Raw genomic sequence first — 18441 nt, forward strand, 5'->3', positions numbered from 1 at the left:
GTGCAACATGGCACATGCGTAGGTCGGATTAGCGGCGGCACGCTGCGTCATCCGGCAACAGCGTTGGATCAGGAATAATCGGCATCCAGCTCCGAGCCCGCATAATTTTCCAGATCCTCGAACAGGCTTTTCATGCTGGCCCGCGTGAGGATCTTCTGCACCACGGTGCAGCTGCGGCGATACGATTCGATCCGCTCCAGCAGCACCGGGTGGTGCTGCACCGGCACCTTGGCCACCAGCGCCGCCCAGCCTTCTTCGAAGTCGGGCTTGTTCTTGCGCACCGAGCGCACGAAGCGTTCGAATTCCTTCTGGCCCGTGCGCGCGATGATGCGCCCGCCGCCTTCGATGGCGAAGATGACGGCCAGCGCGATCACGCCCTCGGCATTGAGGTCGCTGTCGCTGACGGGGCCATGGTCATGGTGGCGGCGCAGCCAGCCGGCCAGCCGCACCACGGCCTGCACTTGCTTGCGCTGCTGCAGCTGCACGGCATACTTTTCGGCGCCGGACCAGTTCTGGTTCGGGTCGGCCTGGCAGATGTCGACGAACAGCTCGCGCAGGCGGCGCGCCATGTAGACCGGGTCCTGGTCGTACTCGCCGACCAGCGCGTCCTCGGGCAGCTGAGACAATTCCTTGATCAGGCGAAAACCGACCTGGAACGCATGTTCGGCGCCATGCTCGACGAGGAAGTCGAGTGCGGCCTGGTCGTTTTCCAGGTGCAGCGCGTTTTCCAGGCCCAGCGAGACGCAGCCCACCGTCAGGTACAAGGCCTTCTGGATGCCGTCGGCCGTGCGCTCATTGGTGAACTTCTCGGCCACCATGGCCGTGATGCCCGTCAGTTCGTCGGCCAGGTTCAACGCCGCGTCCTCGCGCGGGTCGCCCGGCAGCAGCTTGATGGCGCGCACCAGGCGCGGCAGGTTTTCTACAACTATTGCTGGCAGCATCGATGATTCCTTGCTTGATTACGAGAAGATGCCGGTGCCCAGGCTGCGGCGCGCACCGGCGCGTGGCGCGCTGCGCGTGCTCGGCACTTGCTTGCGCAGGCGGTACAGCAGTTCCTTGGTACTGCGCTGCAAGATCGTCGGCTCTTCATCCGGGTCGTCCGAGTATTCCGCGTCGGCCAGGTCGGCGCTGTGGCGGAAGTCGGGGAACAGTTCGAACAGCGCGCGGTCCCAGCCATCTTCATTGGCCTGCGCCAGTTCGATCGCCAGCGGCACGACGTCGTTGTCGGACGACGTCACGCCCGTCACGTACGGTCCCTTGATGACGATCTCGCCCGCCACTTCGAGGATTTCCTTCGGCGCCATCGAGAACAGGATGGCAAAGGCGGTCGCGCCCCAGTCGGTGGCCGAGGCTTCCTGCAGCAGTTCGCGGCGGCGCTCAAGATCGTCGGTGGAAAACACCACGCCGTGGATATGCGCGAACAGCGACTCGGCGATGCGTTCCGGATCGTCCTCGATCTGGTCGTCGCTCCAGGTGGCGGCGATAAAGGCCAGGCTGTCGGCCCACGCCTTGGGCGGCACCAGCAGGGTCGCCAGCGACATCTTGCCGCCGTCGAAACCGGCCAGGTGCAAGGCCGTCACTTGCGGCGGAATCGCGCTCAGCACCTCGACCACGGCCAGGTCGCCATACTGGTCGGCGGCGTCGGCAAAAGCCTGCTCGGCGTGGCCCAGCGAACCTGACAGCACCAGCTCGGTGACCTGCCTGGTCAGCGCCGGCAGGTTGCTTTTCTGTTCCGCGTTGTCTTTGTTATCGGCCATGGTCATCTCCATCCTGGTCAAACATCTGGGCGAAATCGTCGGTGGCCTGGTCATCGTCGTGGTCGTCGTCGCCGTCGTCATTGGCGGCCAGCTGGTCGAGCGACTGGTCGTCGTCGTCCCACAGGCGCGGGTTCTTGTGCAAAAAGGCCGTGATGATGGCCTGGCGCGCCAGCTCAGGGAAGCTCTCTTCGATGGCGGCGTACATCTTGGCCGCTTCGGGCGCGGCGCAGGAGGCCATCGCAAACACATGGGCCGTGTCGCCGAATTCGTAGTCTTCGCTTTCGGCCAGCAGGCCCTTCGGGTCGTTGAAGGTGATATGGTCGACCAGCGCGAAGGCCAGCATGTTCACGTCTTCGATGCCGCCGCCGCTGGCGTATTCGCCAACGAGCGCGTCGACCATGCTCTTGTAGTTCTTGCGGTTCGGCGGATCGCCGAGGATGCCTTCGATCTGGCCTTCCAGCTCACGCGACTGATAGGCGAATTCGGGGTGTACTCTTCTCATGATGTGCTTTCCAATGTCATGCGCGGCGCTGGTTGATGGAAGCGCCGTTGTTGTTGTTTTCAGGGGGTGCGGCCGCGGCCGCGCGCAATCAGTCCGCGGGCAGCGAGGTGCCGTGCAGGCGGAACACGCCGCTCCACAAGGCATAGGCTTCCGCTTCCGGATCGATGATGATGCGGTGGTTGACGCTCTGGTCGTATTCGGCGCGCTTGGCCGGATCGGCCAGGATCTCGTACGCCTTGGTCACGCTCTTGAAGCGCGCCTCGGCGCCGGGAGCCTGGTTGCGGTCGGGATGAAAGCGCATCGCCAGCGAGCGGTAGACCTTCTTGATCTCGTCGTCGCTGGCATTGGGGGCGACACCGAGGACGTTGTATAAATTTTCCATGGCAGGCTCCGGAGGCACGTTTTTTGCAGGTTTTTGCAATTCAAAGCGAGATTATCCTATAGAACGGCCTGCGCGTCGCTGCCACGCTGCTTTCCGGCTGAAAATTGCGCCTGATAAAGCGGCGTCGGTACGGTAAAATGCTCTTTACTGTCACTCTACCCGCATTGATCAATGAGCAACGATAAACCGAATACCGCCGCGCCCGCGCTGGCGCCCAATTTTTTGCGTAACATCATCGAAGCCGACCTGTCCTCGGGCGCCCACGTGCGTCCCGGCCTGCCACAGGTGATCACGCGTTTCCCGCCCGAGCCGAACGGCTACCTGCACGTCGGCCACGCCAAGTCGATCTGCGTCAATTTTGGCCTGGCGCGCGATTACGCCGGCCAGTGCAACCTGCGCTTCGACGACACCAACCCGGCCAAGGAAGAGCAGGAATACGTCGACACCATCATGGACAGCGTGAAATGGCTGGGCTTTGACTGGGAACCGAAAAATGGCGACGGCCAGAGCCATCTGCACTACGCCAGCGACTATTTCGACCAGCTGTACGCGATGGCCGAGTACCTGATCACGGCCGGCTTCGCCTATGTCGACAGCCAGAGCGCCGAAGACATGGCCGCCAACCGCGGCAACTTCGGCCAGGCCGGCAAGAATTCGCCGTTCCGCGACCGTCCGCGCGAGGAATCGCTGGCGCTGTTCCGCGCCATGAAGGCGGGCCAGTTCAAGGATGGCGAACATATCCTGCGCGCGAAAGTGAGCGAAGACGCCATGAGTTCGCCCAACATGAACTTGCGCGACCCGGCCATCTACCGCATCCGCCATGCGCATCACCACCGCACGGGCGACGCCTGGTGCATCTACCCGATGTACGATTACACGCATCCAATCTCGGACGCGCTGGAAAACATCACCCATTCGATCTGCACCCTGGAATTCCAGGATCACCGGCCGTTCTACGACTGGCTGCTGGCGACCCTGTCCGACGGCGGCTTCTTCGCCAGGCCGGTGCCGCACCAGTATGAATTCTCGCGCCTGAACCTGACCTATATCGTCACCAGCAAGCGCAAGCTGCGCCAGCTGGTGGAAGAAAAAATCGTCGACGGCTGGGACGACCCGCGCATGCCGACCCTGGTGGGCATGCGCCGCCGCGGCTACACGCCGGAAGCGATTCAATTGATGTGCGAACGCACGGGCGTGACCAAGTCCGACGGCTGGATCGACTACAGCGTGCTCGAAGGCTGCTTGCGCGAAGACCTCGATCCGAAGGCGCCGCGCACGGTGGCCGTGCTGCGCCCGTTGAAACTGATCATCGACAATTTCCCTGCGGGCGAGAGCGTGGAATGCACGGCGCCCGCGCACCCGCACTTCCCCGAGCGCGGCCTGCGCACCTTCCCGATCTCGCGCGAGCTGTGGATCGAGGAAGACGACTTCATGGAAGTGCCGAACAAGGGCTATTTCCGCCTGTATCCGCCGCTCGACGGCAAGCCGGGCAGCCGCGTGCGCCTGCGCTACGGCTATGTCATCGAATGCACCGGCTACGACAAGGATGAAAACGGCAAGGTCATCGCCGTGCACTGCAATTATTTTGAAGACAGCAAGTCGGGCACCGAAGGCAGCTCCACCTACAAGGTCAAGGGCAATATGCACTGGGTCAGCGCGCCGACCGCGATCGCCGCCGAAGTACGCCTGTACGACCGCCTGTTTACCGATCCGCAGCCGGACGCGGGCGGCAAGGACTTCAAGCTGGCCCTGAATCCGCTGGCCAAGGAAGTGGTGCAGGCATGGCTGGAACCGGGCGCCGAGCTGGCGCAGCCGGAAGAGCGCTTCCAGTTCGAACGCCACGGCTATTTTGCGGCCGACCGGGTCGACAGCCAGCCAGGCAAGCCGGTGTTCAACCGCATCGTGACCTTGAAAGACGCCTGGCAGGCAACAAAGTAAGCTGCCGGACAAGCTGTTGCTTGTACAACAAAAAAACCGCTGCGGCGGTTTTTTTCATTTCAATCACGCTTTTCTTGATCAAAAATATTGCCAATTGTCTACAACACCAGTCTTTTTGTATATGATGGTACGGTTAAGAAATTCACAATTATTTTGATGCTGGCGCACAGCACACCGCGCCGCCACCGATTTCACCTCCGATGCGGATTGCGATGCCTGCTGCTGCCAATGGCGAGAACCTGCGAACATCTGAAAAAAAGCCGCTCTGGCTGCTCAGTTGCGTGCTGTCGCTGTGCGTCGGGCTGCTGTTCCACATGGCGGCATCGATATCGATCGACAACGACGCGCGCGTGCTGTTCCACAGCCTGGCAGACGCCACCAGGCAAAATATCGATATGCGCGTCAAGTCGTATACCGATTTGCTGCGTGGCGCGGCCAGCCTGTTCCGTGCCAGCGACCTGGTCAGCCGCGAACAATTCCACGATTATGTGAATAACCTGGATTTGCGGAAAAACTTTCCCGGTGTGATGAATCTCAATTATTGCAAGGCGATCGACCAGGCCCAGCGCCCCGCTTTCGAAGCGGCCATGCAGCGCGATTACCCCGCCGGGCGCGATGGCTATCCCGCTTTTGCCATCGATCCGCCCGGTCCGCGCGACTGGTATTCGGTGCTGCTGTATATCGAGCCGATCAGCAGCGCACCGGAAAAATATGGCCATGATATCGCCGTGCGCCCGGCCGTCGCCGAGGTGCTGGCGCAGTCGCGCGACTCCGGCGAGATCAGCAATTCCGGCCTGTCCGTGCCGATGCCGGGCCGCCCGCACCTGACCGGCATGGCCATGCGCCTGCCCGTCTACCGCAATGGCATGCCGGTCGGCACGGTGGCCGAACGCCGCGCCGCCTATCAGGGCTCGGTCGGCCTCGGCTACGACCTGGCGCTGATGGTGCGCGGCGTGCTGGCCGCCATGCCGGTACGCAACGTGCGCCTGACCCTGTTCGATATCGGCGCGCAGGCCACCGAACCACAGGTGCTGGCACGCGACACCCGCCCCGTGTTCGACAGCGCGGCACCGGGCCGCCCGCTGCCGTGGTGGCAGCCGGGCGGCTCGAGCAAATACCTGAGCAGCACCATGCTGATCGACTACAACGGCAGGGTCTGGCAAGCACTGTTCAGCGTGCGCAAGAGCGACCTGTACACACCATTCGAAACCTATCTGCCCTGGCTGGCCCTGCTGGTGGGCTTTACCAGCAGCATGCTGCTCTACACCGTGTTCCATACCCTGGCTTCGTCGCGCCTGCGCGCCATCCGCATGGCCACCGTAATGACCGAGGAATTGCGCGCCAGCCAGCTGCGCCTGCAACAGTCGCACCAGAAGCTGCGCCGCCTGGCGGCCCACGCCGACCATATCAAGGAGGAGGAACGCAAACGGATCGCGCGCGAAATCCACGATGACCTGGGACAAAACCTGCTGGTGCTGCGCATCGACGCCGACATGCTCGCCTCGCGCACCGAGCTGCGCCACCCGCGCCTGCATGCCCGGGCCCGCGCCACCCTGGGCCAGATCGACGCCACCATCAAGAGCGTGCGCCAGATCATCAACGACTTGCGGCCCACCGTGCTGGACCTGGGCGTGAACGCCGCCGTCGAATGGCAGGCGGCGCAGTTCCGGCTGCGTACCGGCATTGCCTGCGAGATCAGCGAAAGCCATGGCGACATCAGCCTGAGCGACCAGTGCGCCACCGCCCTGTTCCGCATCCTGCAGGAATCATTGAGCAATATTTCGCAGCACGCCAAGGCCAGCCGGGTGCAGATCAAGCTGGAAAAATACCGCGACAGCGTGTCGATGACGGTCAGCGACAACGGCGTGGGGGCCGGCGCCGACCGGCGCAACAAGCAAGGCTCCTTCGGCCTGGTCGGCATCGAGGAACGCATCAAGCTGCTGGGTGGCACTTTCCTGATCGACAGCAGCCCCGGCGCCGGCATGAGCGTGCAAGTCACCGTGCCGCTGGGTGCGGGCAAGCAAGACTCGCCGCATGGGAAAGGCCAGCCCGGGTAACTATCGAATTGCAAGTTGCGAGTCCGGCACAGGCGGCGATGGCGGCTTGCGCCGAGCTCGATTCGATGCAATATTAGTGCTTGCCCAACTCATGTTCCAGGAGTACCCGCGCCCAGCCAGCACGGACACCACACCCTTGCGCACTCTTTGCAGTCTTTCCAGTGACACTCTTAAAGGATATTCATGGATACGAACGTTGATTTCAAGGCAATTGCCGATCTGAATCTGGACGCCATCAAGGTCAAACTGATGCACCGCGAGTCCGGCGAAGGCTGGAGCCTGGAAAAGGCCAATGCGGTGGAGTTCGAATACCGCCGCTTCCTGATCCTGATGAAGCAGTTTCCGGAAGAGGAAACGGCGCCATTGATGGATGTCGACACCTTCTGGCACTACCATATCCTCGACACCCTGAAATACGCGGCCGACTGCGACCAGGTGTTCGGCTACTTCCTGCACCATTTCCCGTATATCGGCCTGCGCGGCGAAGACGACGAAGCGGCCCACGCGCGCGTCGGCGAGCGCATGAAGCAGTTGTATGAACAGACGTTCGGTGAAGATTACGTGCGCGCCGAAACGGCCTACTCGGGCCGCGCGGTGCAGGCGGCGTATTCGGGCCGCGCCGTGCAGGCCGCGTATTCCGGGCGCGCGGTGCAGGCGGCCGCCTATTCGGGGCGCGCGGTGCAGGTAGCGTATTCGGGACGGGCAACCGGTGCGGTCACGGCGTTTTCCAGCGCGCCAGCTTCGCTCGGCGCGGCGCTGGTAGCCACCTCGACCGCATCGTTGGCCGATGGGGATGTGAAGCGCTTCTATATCGACCGGCCGGTATTGCGCCAGGATCATGCTTAAAGTTTGACGGCGGATTCACCGTGCTGGCTGCCGCACGCGGCAAACCCGTTTGAAACCCAGACGGCAGCTCTCAGTTTGCCGTCTGTCCGGCAGACTCAGGCTGCCATCAGTTCGCGCAGTTCGCGAATGCTGAAGTCGCTGATTTCGTGCATGCGAATCAGGATGGTGGCGCCGATCGGCAGGGTGTTGTGACGAATCTTGCTGATGACCGGTGGCGCCACTTCCAGCGCACGCGACAGGGCCGCGTCGTTTTTCAGTTGCAGCTTGTCGATGATGGCATCGAGCACGCGGTTAGGATTGTAGGTAGGCAGGGAGGTAATTTGTTTGAGAGACATGGTGAGAAATCCGTACTTGTTGTATTAAGGCAAAAAAAGACTGGTCGTCGCTTTTGCGCTAATTCAGGGTCAACACACTAAAAAGCGCCATTGCTTGTGCGGCTTTTAGCCGACAGGCAATATAATACACTTATTTGTTGATTTTTGCTTAACTAGAGGCAAAAATGTGACAATTGAAGAGAATTTGCGCGTCTGGAATGTGCTAGAGGATAACTCAAAACATAATACTTTGCTGCAAGTCATCCATTTTCAACAAAGCTGCCCTCGATATACCAGGACAGCAGCAGCAAGGTGCCCAGCCACGCCAGGTCGACCGACACCAGCCAGCCCTGCAGCGCGATGCTGGCGGGGCTCGGCGGCGCGCTGCCGCTGTGGCGATGGCGCCAGGCCAGCTGGCGGCGGATCTCTTCAGGCGCCGGCGGTGGCTGGCGTGCGCCCAAGCGCCGCCGCATGTAGGCGCGCACCTGCTCCTTGCTCGGCTGATTCAGAGCGGGCATGGCAGGCGGCCGCCAGCCAGGCGGCAATCGGCTGATAAGGACAATGGCTGGTGCATGAGGGCCACCATAGCGCCGGCGCGCCGCAGCGCGTTTGCGCCGGCTCAAGCGGGCAACCGCACAGGCCAGGCGCCGCAGCGCCAGAACGGCTTACTTGTTTTTCTGGCGCACGCGCTGCTGTTGTTTTTCCTGCGTCTGCTGGCGGTTCTGCTTGCGCTCGAACAGGGTCACGGCGTCTTTCCCGGCCTGCTCCACGGTACGCATGGCTTCGTGGTCGTCGTGCGGCACGAAAAATTCGGCGTCCTGCGCCGCCATGACCAGCTTGATGGCGGCCTCGTCATCAAGGTCATACAGTTCTGTCAGGACAGTGGTGACTTCGTCGAGGAAGGCTTCGTAGGTCAGGGTACTCATGGTGATCCTTAGGTAATCAGGCGCGCGGCAGACAGGCCATGCAAGCTTGCGGCCTGTGGAAAATGCGGAAACAACCGGGCATTTTAACTGATGCCGGCCTTGCCGTCAGTCAGTAACTGCAAGGCATCGGCCACCCGCGCATGGCGCAGGCGCACGCCCAGTTCGCGCTTCATGCGGCCATTGTCCAGGCGCCGCGATTCGGACATGAACGACAGCAGCATCGGCGTGACCACGTGCTTCAGCGCTTCACGCGGCAGCCGCGGCGCCCGCGCCAGGCCGAAGGCGTCGGCCACCGCATCGAAATACGCGGCCATCTTCATGTCGCTGTCGTCGCTGGCGTGGTAGACGCGCCCGCCCGCCTGCATGTGCCACAGCGCGCGCAGCACGATCGCCGCCAGGTCATCGGCATGGATGTGGTTGGTGTACACGTCGTCGGCGTCAACCAGCGCCGGCGTGCCTTCGCGCAAGCGTTTCAGTGGCAGGCGGTCGGCCGCATAGATGCCGGGCACGCGCAAAATCGCCAGGCGCGCGGCACGCCTGGCGCCCCAGGCGCGCAGCACGGTCTCGGCGTCGAGGCGGCGCCGCGCGCGCGCATTCGACGGCGCCGGCGTGCGTGTTTCATCGATCCGGGCGCCGCCGCAATCGCCATACACGCCGCTGGTGCTGACATACACCAGGCGCGCATGCTCAGGTAAAATGGCGGCCAGATTGCGCGTGCGCCGGTCCAGCAGGCCGCTGGCCTGCGGCGGCGCCAGGTGCAGCACCCAGGGCGCGATGCCGGCCAGGCGGCGCAAGCTGGCGCGGTCGTCGAGGTCGGCCACGATGGGCACGGCGCCGGCGGCGCGCAATTCGGCACAGCGCTCAAGCTGGCTGGTCACGGCAAACACGCGAAAACGCGCGCCCAGCAGGGGCAGCAGCCGCATGCCGACATCGCCACAGCCCAGTATCAGCAGGCGCGGCAGGCCCAAAGGTTGGCGCAAAGAGTGCTTTAACATATTTTTCATCTCAAGGATTGTATGACTTTTCAAGTAACTGTTCAGCCCAGCGGCCACCAATTCAGCTGCGAAGCGGACGAAACGGTGCTGGCGGCGGCGATCCGCGCCGGCGTCGGCCTGCCTTACGGCTGCAAGAATGGCGCCTGCGGTTCCTGCAAAGGCAAGGTCGTATCCGGCAGCGTACAGCACAAGGCGCACCAGCAGCGCGCCCTGACGCCGGAAGAAGAAGCGGCCGGCATGTCGCTGTTCTGCTGCGCCACCACCAATGCCGACCTGGTCATCGAGGCGCGCGAAGTGGCCGGCAGCAGCGATTACCCGATCAAGAAAATGCCGTCGCGCGTAACCACGCTGGAAAAAGTCGCCCCCGACGTGATGGTATTGACCTTGCAATTGCCGGCCGCCGAACGCCTGCAGTACCGCGCCGGACAGTATATCGAATTCATGCTGCGCGACGGCAAGCGCCGCTCCTACAGCATGGCCAGCGCGCCACAGGACGGCGGCCCGGTCACCCTGCATATCCGCCACCTGCCGGGCGGCCTGTTTACCGACCAGGTATTCACCACCATGAAGGAGCGCGACATTCTGCGCTTCGAAGGTCCCCTGGGCACCTTCTTCCTGCGCGATGACTCCGACAAGCCGGTGCTGCTGCTGGCCTCGGGCACCGGCTTTGCGCCGCTCAAAGCCATCGTCGAGCACATGATCCACCAACAGTCGAGGCGCCCGATCACCCTGTACTGGGGCGCGCGCCGCCCGCATGACCTGTACATGGACGCCCTGTGCCGCCAGTGGGCGGCCAACTTGCCGCAGTTCACTTATGTGCCGGTGGTATCGGAGGCGCTGCCGGAAGACGCCTGGCAGGGCCGCAGCGGCTTCGTGCACCAGGCGGTGATCGCCGACCTGCCCGACCTGTCCGGCTACCAGGTGTATGCCTGCGGAGCGCCGGTGATGGTCGATTCGGCCAAGCGTGATTTCGTGCAGCAATGCCGCTTGCCGGAAGAGGAATTCTACGCCGACGCCTTTACCACCGAGGCCGACCTGGCCAAATAACGCCGTCCGGAGCACAGGGCGGCGCGGCCGCCCGGCCCGCCCCCTGCCCCACTCTGGAAAGTCTGCATGTCCACAGCAATCTCCGGCAACGGCTTCAGTGTCCTGCGCCACCGCAATTTCGCGTTCTACCTGTCCGCCCGCGTGCTGGGCACCCTGGCTGTCCAGATGCAAAGCGTGGCCATCGGCTGGCAGGTGTACCAGCTGACGGGCAGCCTGTTCGACCTGGGCCTGATCGGCCTGGCGCAGTTCGCTCCCTTCCTGTTGCTGATTTTGCCAGCCGGCCATATCGCCGACCGCTACAACCGCCGCAATATCATCGCCTGGTGTTTGACGGCGCAGCTGGCCTGTGCGCTGGCGCTGCTGGCGTTTACCATTACCGGCCTGGCCATCGTCTGGCCGGTGTTCGCCGTGCTGGTGCTGTTCGGCAGTGCGCGCGCCTTCATGATGCCGGCCACCCAGGCCGTGCTGGTCAACATGGTGCCGAAGGAAAGCTTCAGCCGCGCGCTGGCGCTCAGCTCGTCGAGCTCGCATATCGCCATCATCCTCGGCCCTACTTTGGGCGGCCTGCTGTATCTCTTCGGCCCCAGGGTGGTCTACCTGATCTCGTCGGCACTGCTGGTGCTGTCGGTGCTGCTGATGCGCGCCACCACGCCGGCGCCGCAGATCGTCAAGCGCGAGCCGGTCAGTTGGTCGACTTTGCTCGAAGGCCTGCGCTTCGTCTGGTCGCGCCCCATCATGCTGGGCGCCATTTCGCTCGACCTGTTCGCCGTGCTGTTCGGCGGCGCCACCGCCCTGCTGCCGGCGCTGGCGCACGACGTGCTGCATATCGGCCCGACCGGCCTGGGCCTGCTGCGCACGGCGCCCGGCATCGGCGCGGCGCTGTGCTCGGTGCTGCTGGCGTTCCACCCGATCACGCGCCGGGTCGGCGCCTGGATGTTCGGCGGCGTGGCCGTGTTCGGCCTGGGCACCATCGTGCTGGGGTCGACCACCACCTTCCTGGTGGCGCTGGTGGCGCTGTTCCTGATGGGCGCCGGCGACATGGTCAGCGTCTATATCCGCCACCTGCTGGTGCAATACGAAACCCCGGACGAGATACGCGGCAGGGTCAGCGCCGTCAATTCCGTCTTTATCGGCGCCTCGAACGAGCTGGGCGAATTCGAGTCCGGCGTCACGGCCGGCTGGTTCGGCCTGGTGCGCGCGGTGCTGTTCGGCGGCGCCGCCACCCTGGCCGTAACCGGCATCTGGGCGGTGCTGTTTCCGGTACTGTCGCGCATGGACCGCTTCCCCCACCACGAAAAGGAAGAGGCCGCCAAAACAGCCGCCGGCAAGCCGGCATAAGGGCTACCATGTGCGCTCGTCGACTACGCCAACTTGCACCATGAAAATACCGCTGCCCTTCCACGGCTTTGTCCGCAGCCGCCCTCACCTGAGCCTGGCCATCGTGATCGGCGTGGCGGCCGGCGTGCTGCTGCCGTCCAGCTGGGCGCCGATGACGCGGGTGCTGACGGCCTGGAATGTCGCCGTCTGGCTGTATCTGGTCACGATGGGCGCGATGATGATGCGCGCCAACCATCACAAGGTGAAACAGATGGCCAGGCGCCAGGACGAGCGGGCGGCGATGGTGCTGTGCGCGCTGTCGGTGGCGTCCGTGATGAGCTTGCTGGCCATCTTTTCGCAGCTGTCGTCGATCAAAAGCATGGGCGAGGAGCAGCGCGCCCTGCACTATGGTTTGACGATACTGACCCTGGTCGGCTCCTGGTTCCTGGTCGGCGCCCTGTTCTGCTTTCACTACGCCCACCTGTATTACCGCGCCGACGCCGACCGCCGGCCGTTGAAATTTCCCGATGACGAACAGGAACCCGACTACTGGGATTTCCTGTATTTCGCCTTTACCCTGGCCGTCGCCGTGCAGACTTCGGACGTGACGGTGCAAACGCGCATGATGCGCCAGATCGTGCTGGGCCAGTCGGTGCTGAGTTTTTTCTTCAACCTGGTGGTGCTGGGCCTGTCGATCAATATCGCGGCCGGACTGATCAACAACTGAATAATTGACCTGGCTGAACCGTTAAGCCCCACTTAATTGTGCGGCGCCCTTGAAATCAGGCAAACAGGAGTAAGATAAGTCTCATGCAACGGTCATCCGCAGGCGACAGCCGCGCCAATGACCGGGCACAGCATGACGCCCGTGTTGGGTTTTTTTCGAATTGACAGGAGATAGCATATGCAAATCAATATTCAAACCGACAGCACCATCGCCAACAACGCTGGACTGAACGAACATGTGCAATCCGTACTGGAAACAGCCCTGAGCCGTTTCCGCGACAACATCACCCGCATTGAAGTCCACCTCAGCGACACCAACGGTCCCAAGGGCGGCGCGGACGATATCCGCTGCGTGATGGAAGCGCGCGTAGCCGGCTACCAGCCGATCGCCGTCACCGAGCAAAATGCTTCCGTGCACCAGTCGGTCAGCGGCGCCACCGACAAGCTGAAACGCGCCATCGACAGTGCGCTGGGCCGCCTGCAGGACAGCAAACGCCACGCCACCGGCAAGCATGCCGTCAATGACACGGCCGACGTCGAAGAAGCCGCCGAATAATTTCCCGCTTTTCTGATGAGACCTGGGCAGCCGATCAAGGCTGCCTTTGCTTTTGTGCAACACACTTTTACCAAAGTGCCGAGCTGGCGCTTACAAATCAGCCATAGTTATTACTGCCAAGAACGCTTTACGCTATCATGATGAGCACGTACCGCCGCTTGCGCGGGCTCGTCTCTGGAAAGCATATCGTGGAAAAAATCGGCAATTTTGGCGCTTCAGGCTGCAACATCAGTGATCTTCAACTGTTTTGCGCCGCCGCCGATGACACCACGGCGGCCATGCTGGCGCCCTGCCCGGTGCTGCGCCTGGAGGCTGGCGAGGCGCTCAGTGACGCCAGCGGCGCCTGCCTGTATATCGTGCTGCGCGGCTCGCTGGCGGTGGCCACCGACACGCATACCGGCATGGACGATGGCACCGTCAGCAAGGTCCTGCCCGGCGAAAGCGTGGGCGAGCAATCGGTGCTCGATGAGGCGAGCAACCTGGTGGCTATTTCCGCTCTGGAAGAAACCGATGTACTGGTGATCGACGCGGTGCTGGTGTGGGAATTGATCGAACAGTCGAACGGCCTGGCGCGCAACCTGCTGCGGCTGATGTCGTTCCGCGTGCGCGCCGCCAACGCCCTGCTGCGCCGGCGCCAGAAACTGGGTGAGTTCTACCGGCAACTGTCGATGGTCGACAGCCTGACGGGCCTGTACAACCGCGCCTGGCTCAACGATTTATTGCCCAACATGATCACCACCGCCCACGACAGCGATGCACCGCTGTCGCTGGTAATGATCGATCTTGACCATTTCAAGCGTTTCAACGACCAGCACGGCCACCAGGCCGGCGACCAGGCGCTGCGCATCGCCGCCCAGGTGCTGGGCGCGGCCCTGCGGCCCACCGATTTTGCCGTGCGCTATGGCGGCGAGGAATTGATGGTAATTTTGCCTGACACACACCAGCCCATGGCCCTGCTGGTGGCCGAACGGCTGTGCGAACGGCTGCGGCAGGCCGTCATTTTCGAAGACCTGCGCTGCCCCCTGCCCCATGTCACGGGATCGTTCGGCGTGGCCAGCCTGTTGCCGCGCCAGCAAGAGCACGACCTGATCGCCACGGCCGATGCGGCGCTGTACCGCGCCAAGGATGCCGGCCGCAACCGGGTTGCAGTGTAGCCCAAGGTTCAGGCGGCGGTTTCTGCTTTCTTGCTGCTGTTGGCGGCCACAAAATCGGCATAGCCTTTCTGCACCAGCTCATAGGTCTTGTCGATATTGCCGGCGATATCGCCCTGCAGCACGTTCAAGCCCTGCAGGATATCGCGCGCCTCCGAAAAGCCTTTGTCCATGCCGCCGGTAATGGTGCCCATGAATTTTTCCAGCGCGGCGTCATTGTCCATGCCGGGGTTCTGCTTCTTGAAGGCATCGAAAAAACCGGTCGACAGCGAGACGATGCGCTGGGCGGTTGCTTCGGCGCTGTTGTCCTGCGAGGCCGCGTTCTGCACGGCGTCGTCGCCAAAATCGGCCTTCAAGGCCTCGTTGATGCTGGTGATGGCCGATTTGTAGACCAGCGCCAGCGGATCGTTCTGCGAACTGATCGACACATTCATCGAGGCCTGCAAGATGGCGGCGTTGAGCTGCAGTTTCGAGCGGTCGTTGACGCTCATCTGCGCCTTGTCATCCTTGCCGGCAACGGCGCCGGTGGAATTGCCCGCATTGCTGACGGAGCTCAGGGAACTGGCGGAATTGCCGCTTGTAGCGATGGGAATTGACACGATAGGCCTCCTTGGGCGGGAAATGTATGACACCATGCGAGAATGCGCAGCACGACTGATCCTCTCTTTGATAGTATCGGCAACTATTCTGAAAACTGAAGCGGCGAATTTTTTCGCCGCCACCAACGCAAGCACCATCAATGACAAACCAGACTTTTCTTTGGCACGACTACGAAACCTTTGGCGTGCAGCCGCGCCGCGACCGGCCAGCCCAGTTCGCTGCCATCCGCACCGACGCCGACCTGAACGAAATTGGCGAACCCATCATGCTGTATTGTCAGCCTGCCAATGATTTCTTGCCAGATCCGCAGTCCTGCCTGATTACCGGCATTACGCCACAGCAATGCCTGGCCCTGGGCGTGCCCGAACACCAGTTCGCCGCCGCCATCGAAGCGGCGTTCTCGGAGCCCGGCACCATCGGCGTCGGCTACAACACCATCCGTTTCGACGATGAAGTGACGCGCTTTTTGTTCTGGCGCAACCTGATCGATCCGTATGCGCGCGAATGGAAAAACCATTGCGGCCGCTGGGACCTGCTCGACGTGGTGCGCATGACGCATGCGCTGCGCCCCGAAGGCATACAGTGGCCCAAGCGCGACGATGGCCAGACCAGTTTCAAGCTCGAACACCTGAGCAAGGCTAACGGTTTGATCCATGAAGCGGCGCACGATGCGCTGTCCGATGTGCGCGCCACCATCGCGCTGGCCCGCCTGGTCAAGGAGAAACAACCAAAACTGTTCGATTTCTGCCTGGCGCTGCACAAGAAGGACAAGGTCGCCAGCGAAATGGGCATGCACCTGGCCGCCGCCCAGCGCCAGCCTTTCCTGCACGTGTCGGGCATGTTCCCGGCCGAGCGCGGCTGCATCGGCGTGGTCTGGCCGCTGGCCACGCACCCCAGCAACAAAAACGAAATCCTGGTGTGGGATTGCCAGTACGATCCAAGCGAGCTGTTCACGCTGGACGCCGACACCATCCGCACGCGCTTGTTCACCCGCAACGACGCCATGCCCGAAGGCATGACGCGCCTGCCCGTGAAAAGCGTGCACCTGAATAAGTCGCCCATGCTGGTGGGTAATTTGAAAACCCTGTCGCCGGCCATGGCCGCGCAATGGGGCATCGATCTTGCCGCCGCGCTGGACAACGGCCGCCTGGCCGCCGGCGCGCCGAACATGGACGCGATCTGGGCCGAGGTCTTCAAGCGTCCCGCCGAAGGCCGCGCCGATGTCGATGAGGATCTGTACAACGGCTTTGTCAGCAACGACGACCGCCGCGTGCTCGAGTCCTTGCGCCGCGACACGCCCGACAAGCTGGCCAGCGCCCGCCCGTCCTTCAGTGACGAGCGCCTGCAGGAACTGCTGTTCCGCTACCGCGCGCGCAACTTCCCGCAGACGCTGAGCGAAGCGGAACTCCAGCGCTGGGAAGAACACCGCGCCGCCCGCCTGTTCGACGGCGAAGCGGGTGCCCGCACCATCGAGATGCTGTTTACGGAAATCGACACCCTGTCGGAATCGGTGGATGAGCGGGGGGAGGAAATTCTTGGGCAGCTCTACGATTACGCCGAGATCGTTGCTCCCCAGCGCGATTAAAACCCGGGACTCGGCGTCCCGTCAGTGCGTAGGTCGGATTAGGCGCAAGGCGCCGTAATCCGACACCACCGTGACGTCAACATTGTTGTCGGATTACGGCCCGACGGGCCTCGGCGGCCCCGCCTAATCCGACCTACACCGCGCGGTGTTGATTGATCGCATCGCGCGTCTCGATCGCCACGCGCCTTGCCGCGTCGGTCCAGTCTTCTCCGTCTTGCGGCTGGGCATAGATGATGGCCCGCGAGGAACTGATCATCATGCCCATGCCGTTCGCCGTCTGGCCCGCGCCAACGGTGGCGGCGATGTCGCCGCCTTGGGCGCCGATGCCGGGCACCAGCAGCGGCATGTCGCCGACAATCGCGCGCACCTGCGCCAGTTCTTCCGGGAAAGTGGCGCCCACCACCAGCGCGCACTGGCCATTCTTGTTCCATTTTTCGGCCACCAGGCGCGCCACCCTCTGGTACAGGGGCACGCCGTCGGTGTCGAGGAACTGCAGGTCCGAGCCGCCCGGGTTCGAGGTGCGGCACAGGATGATCACGCCGCGGTCCGGCCATGCCAGGTAGGGGTCGAGCGAATCTTCGCCCATGTAGGGGTTGACGGTGACGGCGTCGGCGCCATAGCGTTCGAACGCCTCGCGCGCATACTGGGTGGCGGTGGCGCCGATGTCGCCGCGCTTGGCGTCGAGGATCAGCGGAATATGCGGGTAATTGTCGCGCAGGTAGCGGCAGATGTCTTCCAGCTGCTTTTCCGCGCCCAGCGCGGCAAAATACGCGATCTGCGGCTTGAAGGCGCAGGCCAGGTCGGCCGTGGCGTCGATGATGCGCGTGCAAAAGGTGGTGATGCCATCGGGCGTATCGCGCAGTTCGGCCGGCAGCTTGGCCAGGTCCGGGTCCAGTCCCACGCACAGCAGGGAATGATTGGCCGTCCACGCGGCGGATAATTTATCGATGAAATTCACGGCACACCTTTTCTGTATTCAGTTGCAAACCCCGTATTGTAACGCGGGCGGCCAGTGCCACGGCAGCCTGCGGCAGCTGCGCCACGCTTATTAAACCAACATCCGCACGCGTTTCAGGTATATTTGCCCCACCTGACTTTCCTCCTTACTACTACGCACGGAACCCATCATGCAAATCACCCAACAATTCACCAAATGGCTGCGTCTGGCCCTGTCCGTCACCGTGCTGGCCGGCGTATTGAGCGGCTGCGGCTACAACGATTTCCAGAGCAAGGACGAGGCGACCAAGGCCGCCTGGGGCGAAGTGGTCAACCAGTACCAGCGCCGCGCCGACCTGATCCCCAACCTGGTCAATACCGTCAAGGGCTATGCCAGCCACGAGCGCGAAACGCTGGAAGCGGTGACCAAGGCTCGCTCGGCCGCCACCAGCTTCCAGATCACGCCCGAAGTGCTGAACGATCCGGCCGCCTTCGAGAAATTCCAGCAGGTGCAAGGCCAGCTGTCGTCGGCCCTGTCGCGTCTGATGGTGGTGTCGGAGAAATATCCTGACCTGAAAGCCAATACCAACTTCCGCGACCTGCAGTCGCAGCTGGAAGGCACGGAAAACCGCATCACCGTGGCGCGCCAGCGCTATATCGCGGCGGTGCAGGACTACAACGTCCACGCGCGCAGCTTCCCGAACAACCTGACGGCCATGATGTTCGGCTACAAGGTCAAGCCATCGTTCACGGTGGAAAATGAAAAAGCCATCTCGACCGCGCCAACCGTCGACTTCGGCAAATAA

20 protein-coding genes are annotated in these 18441 nt (G+C 62.8%); 10 read left to right on the plus strand and 10 right to left on the minus strand.

Annotation, left to right across the window (positions count from 1 at the left end):
- Positions 1-68: 68 nt before the first annotated feature.
- The 4 genes from ASR47_RS12490 to ASR47_RS12505 all read right to left on the minus strand — a co-directional run bounded on the left by ASR47_RS12490 (position 69) and on the right by ASR47_RS12505 (position 2641).
- Positions 69-941 (minus strand): hypothetical protein, encoded by an 873-nt coding sequence (locus ASR47_RS12490; protein ID WP_065308106.1) that lies wholly within the window; start codon positions 939-941, stop codon positions 69-71.
- 18 nt (positions 942-959) lie between these two features.
- The gene (locus ASR47_RS12495) at positions 960-1757 is read right to left on the minus strand and encodes a hypothetical protein (RefSeq protein ID WP_065308107.1); all 798 of its coding nucleotides are present in this window, start codon (positions 1755-1757) and stop codon (positions 960-962) included.
- The gene (locus tag ASR47_RS12500) at positions 1747-2259 is read right to left on the minus strand and encodes a hypothetical protein (protein WP_065308108.1); all 513 of its coding nucleotides are present in this window, start codon (positions 2257-2259) and stop codon (positions 1747-1749) included. The genes ASR47_RS12495 and ASR47_RS12500 overlap by 11 nt, the downstream gene beginning before the upstream one ends.
- Positions 2260-2347: 88 nt before the next feature.
- Positions 2348-2641: a DnaJ domain-containing protein gene (locus tag ASR47_RS12505; RefSeq protein WP_065308109.1), complete on the minus strand. Its 294-nt coding sequence runs from the start codon at positions 2639-2641 to the stop codon at positions 2348-2350.
- 171 nt (positions 2642-2812) lie between these two features.
- On the opposite strand from ASR47_RS12505, the gene ASR47_RS12510 reads away from it, so the two are divergent.
- From ASR47_RS12510 to ASR47_RS12520, 3 genes are all read left to right on the plus strand, one after another.
- Complete coding sequence (locus ASR47_RS12510) at positions 2813-4579, plus strand: glutamine--tRNA ligase/YqeY domain fusion protein (RefSeq protein WP_065308110.1); 1767 nt, start codon at positions 2813-2815, stop codon at positions 4577-4579.
- Between the two features lie 212 nt (positions 4580-4791).
- Positions 4792-6636 (plus strand): CHASE domain-containing protein, encoded by a 1845-nt coding sequence (locus tag ASR47_RS12515; protein WP_082988890.1) that lies wholly within the window; start codon positions 4792-4794, stop codon positions 6634-6636.
- Between the two features lie 183 nt (positions 6637-6819).
- Positions 6820-7482: a glycine-rich domain-containing protein gene (locus ASR47_RS12520; RefSeq protein ID WP_065308111.1), complete on the plus strand. Its 663-nt coding sequence runs from the start codon at positions 6820-6822 to the stop codon at positions 7480-7482.
- A 95-nt stretch (positions 7483-7577) separates the two neighbouring features.
- Here the strand turns inward: ASR47_RS12520 and ASR47_RS12525 are convergent, their stop codons facing one another.
- From ASR47_RS12525 to ASR47_RS12540, 4 genes are all read right to left on the minus strand, one after another.
- The gene (locus tag ASR47_RS12525; protein WP_029496207.1) at positions 7578-7817 is read right to left on the minus strand and encodes a hypothetical protein; all 240 of its coding nucleotides are present in this window, start codon (positions 7815-7817) and stop codon (positions 7578-7580) included.
- Positions 7818-8056: 239 nt separating this feature from the next.
- Positions 8057-8314, minus strand: a complete 258-nt coding sequence (locus ASR47_RS12530; RefSeq protein ID WP_150127784.1) for a hypothetical protein — start codon at positions 8312-8314, stop codon at positions 8057-8059.
- Positions 8315-8461: 147 nt separating this feature from the next.
- Positions 8462-8722, minus strand: coding sequence for a hypothetical protein (locus ASR47_RS12535; protein WP_171898934.1), 261 nt, complete (start codon positions 8720-8722; stop codon positions 8462-8464).
- A gap of 83 nt (positions 8723-8805) precedes the next feature.
- Positions 8806-9726 carry a sugar nucleotide-binding protein gene (locus ASR47_RS12540; RefSeq protein WP_065308113.1) on the minus strand — a complete coding sequence of 307 codons (921 nt, stop codon included), beginning with the start codon at positions 9724-9726 and terminating at the stop codon, positions 8806-8808.
- A gap of 12 nt (positions 9727-9738) precedes the next feature.
- On the opposite strand from ASR47_RS12540, the gene ASR47_RS12545 reads away from it, so the two are divergent.
- The 5 genes from ASR47_RS12545 to ASR47_RS12565 all read left to right on the plus strand — a co-directional run bounded on the left by ASR47_RS12545 (position 9739) and on the right by ASR47_RS12565 (position 14517).
- A complete protein-coding gene (locus ASR47_RS12545; protein WP_065308114.1) occupies positions 9739-10764 on the plus strand; it encodes a CDP-6-deoxy-delta-3,4-glucoseen reductase in 1026 nt (341 codons plus the stop codon).
- A 66-nt stretch (positions 10765-10830) separates the two neighbouring features.
- Positions 10831-12102, plus strand: a complete 1272-nt coding sequence (locus tag ASR47_RS12550; protein ID WP_065308115.1) for an MFS transporter — start codon at positions 10831-10833, stop codon at positions 12100-12102.
- A 40-nt stretch (positions 12103-12142) separates the two neighbouring features.
- Complete coding sequence (locus tag ASR47_RS12555) at positions 12143-12808, plus strand: DUF1345 domain-containing protein (protein WP_065308116.1); 666 nt, start codon at positions 12143-12145, stop codon at positions 12806-12808.
- A 177-nt stretch (positions 12809-12985) separates the two neighbouring features.
- On the plus strand, positions 12986-13363 hold the full coding sequence (locus ASR47_RS12560) for an HPF/RaiA family ribosome-associated protein (protein WP_065308117.1): 378 nt from the start codon (positions 12986-12988) through the stop codon (positions 13361-13363).
- Positions 13364-13551: 188 nt separating this feature from the next.
- Positions 13552-14517 (plus strand): GGDEF domain-containing protein, encoded by a 966-nt coding sequence (locus ASR47_RS12565; RefSeq protein ID WP_065308118.1) that lies wholly within the window; start codon positions 13552-13554, stop codon positions 14515-14517.
- An 8-nt stretch (positions 14518-14525) separates the two neighbouring features.
- Here the strand turns inward: ASR47_RS12565 and ASR47_RS12570 are convergent, their stop codons facing one another.
- The gene (locus ASR47_RS12570; protein ID WP_065308119.1) at positions 14526-15113 is read right to left on the minus strand and encodes a DUF5610 domain-containing protein; all 588 of its coding nucleotides are present in this window, start codon (positions 15111-15113) and stop codon (positions 14526-14528) included.
- A 140-nt stretch (positions 15114-15253) separates the two neighbouring features.
- Between ASR47_RS12570 and sbcB the strand changes: the two genes are divergently transcribed.
- Positions 15254-16699, plus strand: a complete 1446-nt coding sequence (gene sbcB, locus ASR47_RS12575) for an exodeoxyribonuclease I (protein ID WP_065308120.1) — start codon at positions 15254-15256, stop codon at positions 16697-16699.
- A 133-nt stretch (positions 16700-16832) separates the two neighbouring features.
- Here sbcB and pyrF read toward each other — a convergent pair whose 3' ends face one another.
- Entirely contained in the window at positions 16833-17657 is an 825-nt protein-coding gene (pyrF, locus tag ASR47_RS12580) for an orotidine-5'-phosphate decarboxylase (RefSeq protein ID WP_065308121.1), read from the minus strand.
- 169 nt (positions 17658-17826) lie between these two features.
- Here pyrF and ASR47_RS12585 point away from each other — a divergent pair, with 169 nt between their 5' ends.
- Complete coding sequence (locus ASR47_RS12585; RefSeq protein WP_065308122.1) at positions 17827-18441, plus strand: LemA family protein; 615 nt, start codon at positions 17827-17829, stop codon at positions 18439-18441.

Origin of the sequence: Janthinobacterium psychrotolerans (genome assembly GCF_001677885.1) — a bacterium.
In the GTDB taxonomy this organism is placed as follows: domain Bacteria; phylum Pseudomonadota; class Gammaproteobacteria; order Burkholderiales; family Burkholderiaceae_D; genus Janthinobacterium; species Janthinobacterium psychrotolerans.

Excerpts from the sequence above, each read along its gene's own strand:
- ASR47_RS12500 (WP_065308108.1), bottom strand. The coding sequence starts at position 2,259 with ATGAGAAGAGTACACCCCGAATTCGCCTATCAGTCGCGTGAGCTGGAA.
- ASR47_RS12585 (WP_065308122.1), top strand. The coding sequence starts at position 17,827 with ATGCAAATCACCCAACAATTCACCAAATGGCTGCGTCTGGCCCTGTCC.
- ASR47_RS12555 (WP_065308116.1), top strand. The coding sequence starts at position 12,143 with ATGAAAATACCGCTGCCCTTCCACGGCTTTGTCCGCAGCCGCCCTCAC.
- ASR47_RS12540 (WP_065308113.1), bottom strand. The coding sequence starts at position 9,726 with ATGAAAAATATGTTAAAGCACTCTTTGCGCCAACCTTTGGGCCTGCCG.
- ASR47_RS12530 (WP_150127784.1), bottom strand. The coding sequence starts at position 8,314 with ATGCCCGCTCTGAATCAGCCGAGCAAGGAGCAGGTGCGCGCCTACATG.
- ASR47_RS12505 (WP_065308109.1), bottom strand. The coding sequence starts at position 2,641 with ATGGAAAATTTATACAACGTCCTCGGTGTCGCCCCCAATGCCAGCGAC.
- sbcB (WP_065308120.1), top strand. The coding sequence starts at position 15,254 with ATGACAAACCAGACTTTTCTTTGGCACGACTACGAAACCTTTGGCGTG.
- ASR47_RS12520 (WP_065308111.1), top strand. The coding sequence starts at position 6,820 with ATGGATACGAACGTTGATTTCAAGGCAATTGCCGATCTGAATCTGGAC.
- ASR47_RS12535 (WP_171898934.1), bottom strand. The coding sequence starts at position 8,722 with ATGAGTACCCTGACCTACGAAGCCTTCCTCGACGAAGTCACCACTGTC.
- ASR47_RS12545 (WP_065308114.1), top strand. The coding sequence starts at position 9,739 with ATGACTTTTCAAGTAACTGTTCAGCCCAGCGGCCACCAATTCAGCTGC.
- ASR47_RS12525 (WP_029496207.1), bottom strand. The coding sequence starts at position 7,817 with ATGTCTCTCAAACAAATTACCTCCCTGCCTACCTACAATCCTAACCGC.
- ASR47_RS12515 (WP_082988890.1), top strand. The coding sequence starts at position 4,792 with ATGCCTGCTGCTGCCAATGGCGAGAACCTGCGAACATCTGAAAAAAAG.
- ASR47_RS12510 (WP_065308110.1), top strand. The coding sequence starts at position 2,813 with ATGAGCAACGATAAACCGAATACCGCCGCGCCCGCGCTGGCGCCCAAT.
- ASR47_RS12550 (WP_065308115.1), top strand. The coding sequence starts at position 10,831 with ATGTCCACAGCAATCTCCGGCAACGGCTTCAGTGTCCTGCGCCACCGC.
- ASR47_RS12560 (WP_065308117.1), top strand. The coding sequence starts at position 12,986 with ATGCAAATCAATATTCAAACCGACAGCACCATCGCCAACAACGCTGGA.
- ASR47_RS12495 (WP_065308107.1), bottom strand. The coding sequence starts at position 1,757 with ATGGCCGATAACAAAGACAACGCGGAACAGAAAAGCAACCTGCCGGCG.
- ASR47_RS12490 (WP_065308106.1), bottom strand. The coding sequence starts at position 941 with ATGCTGCCAGCAATAGTTGTAGAAAACCTGCCGCGCCTGGTGCGCGCC.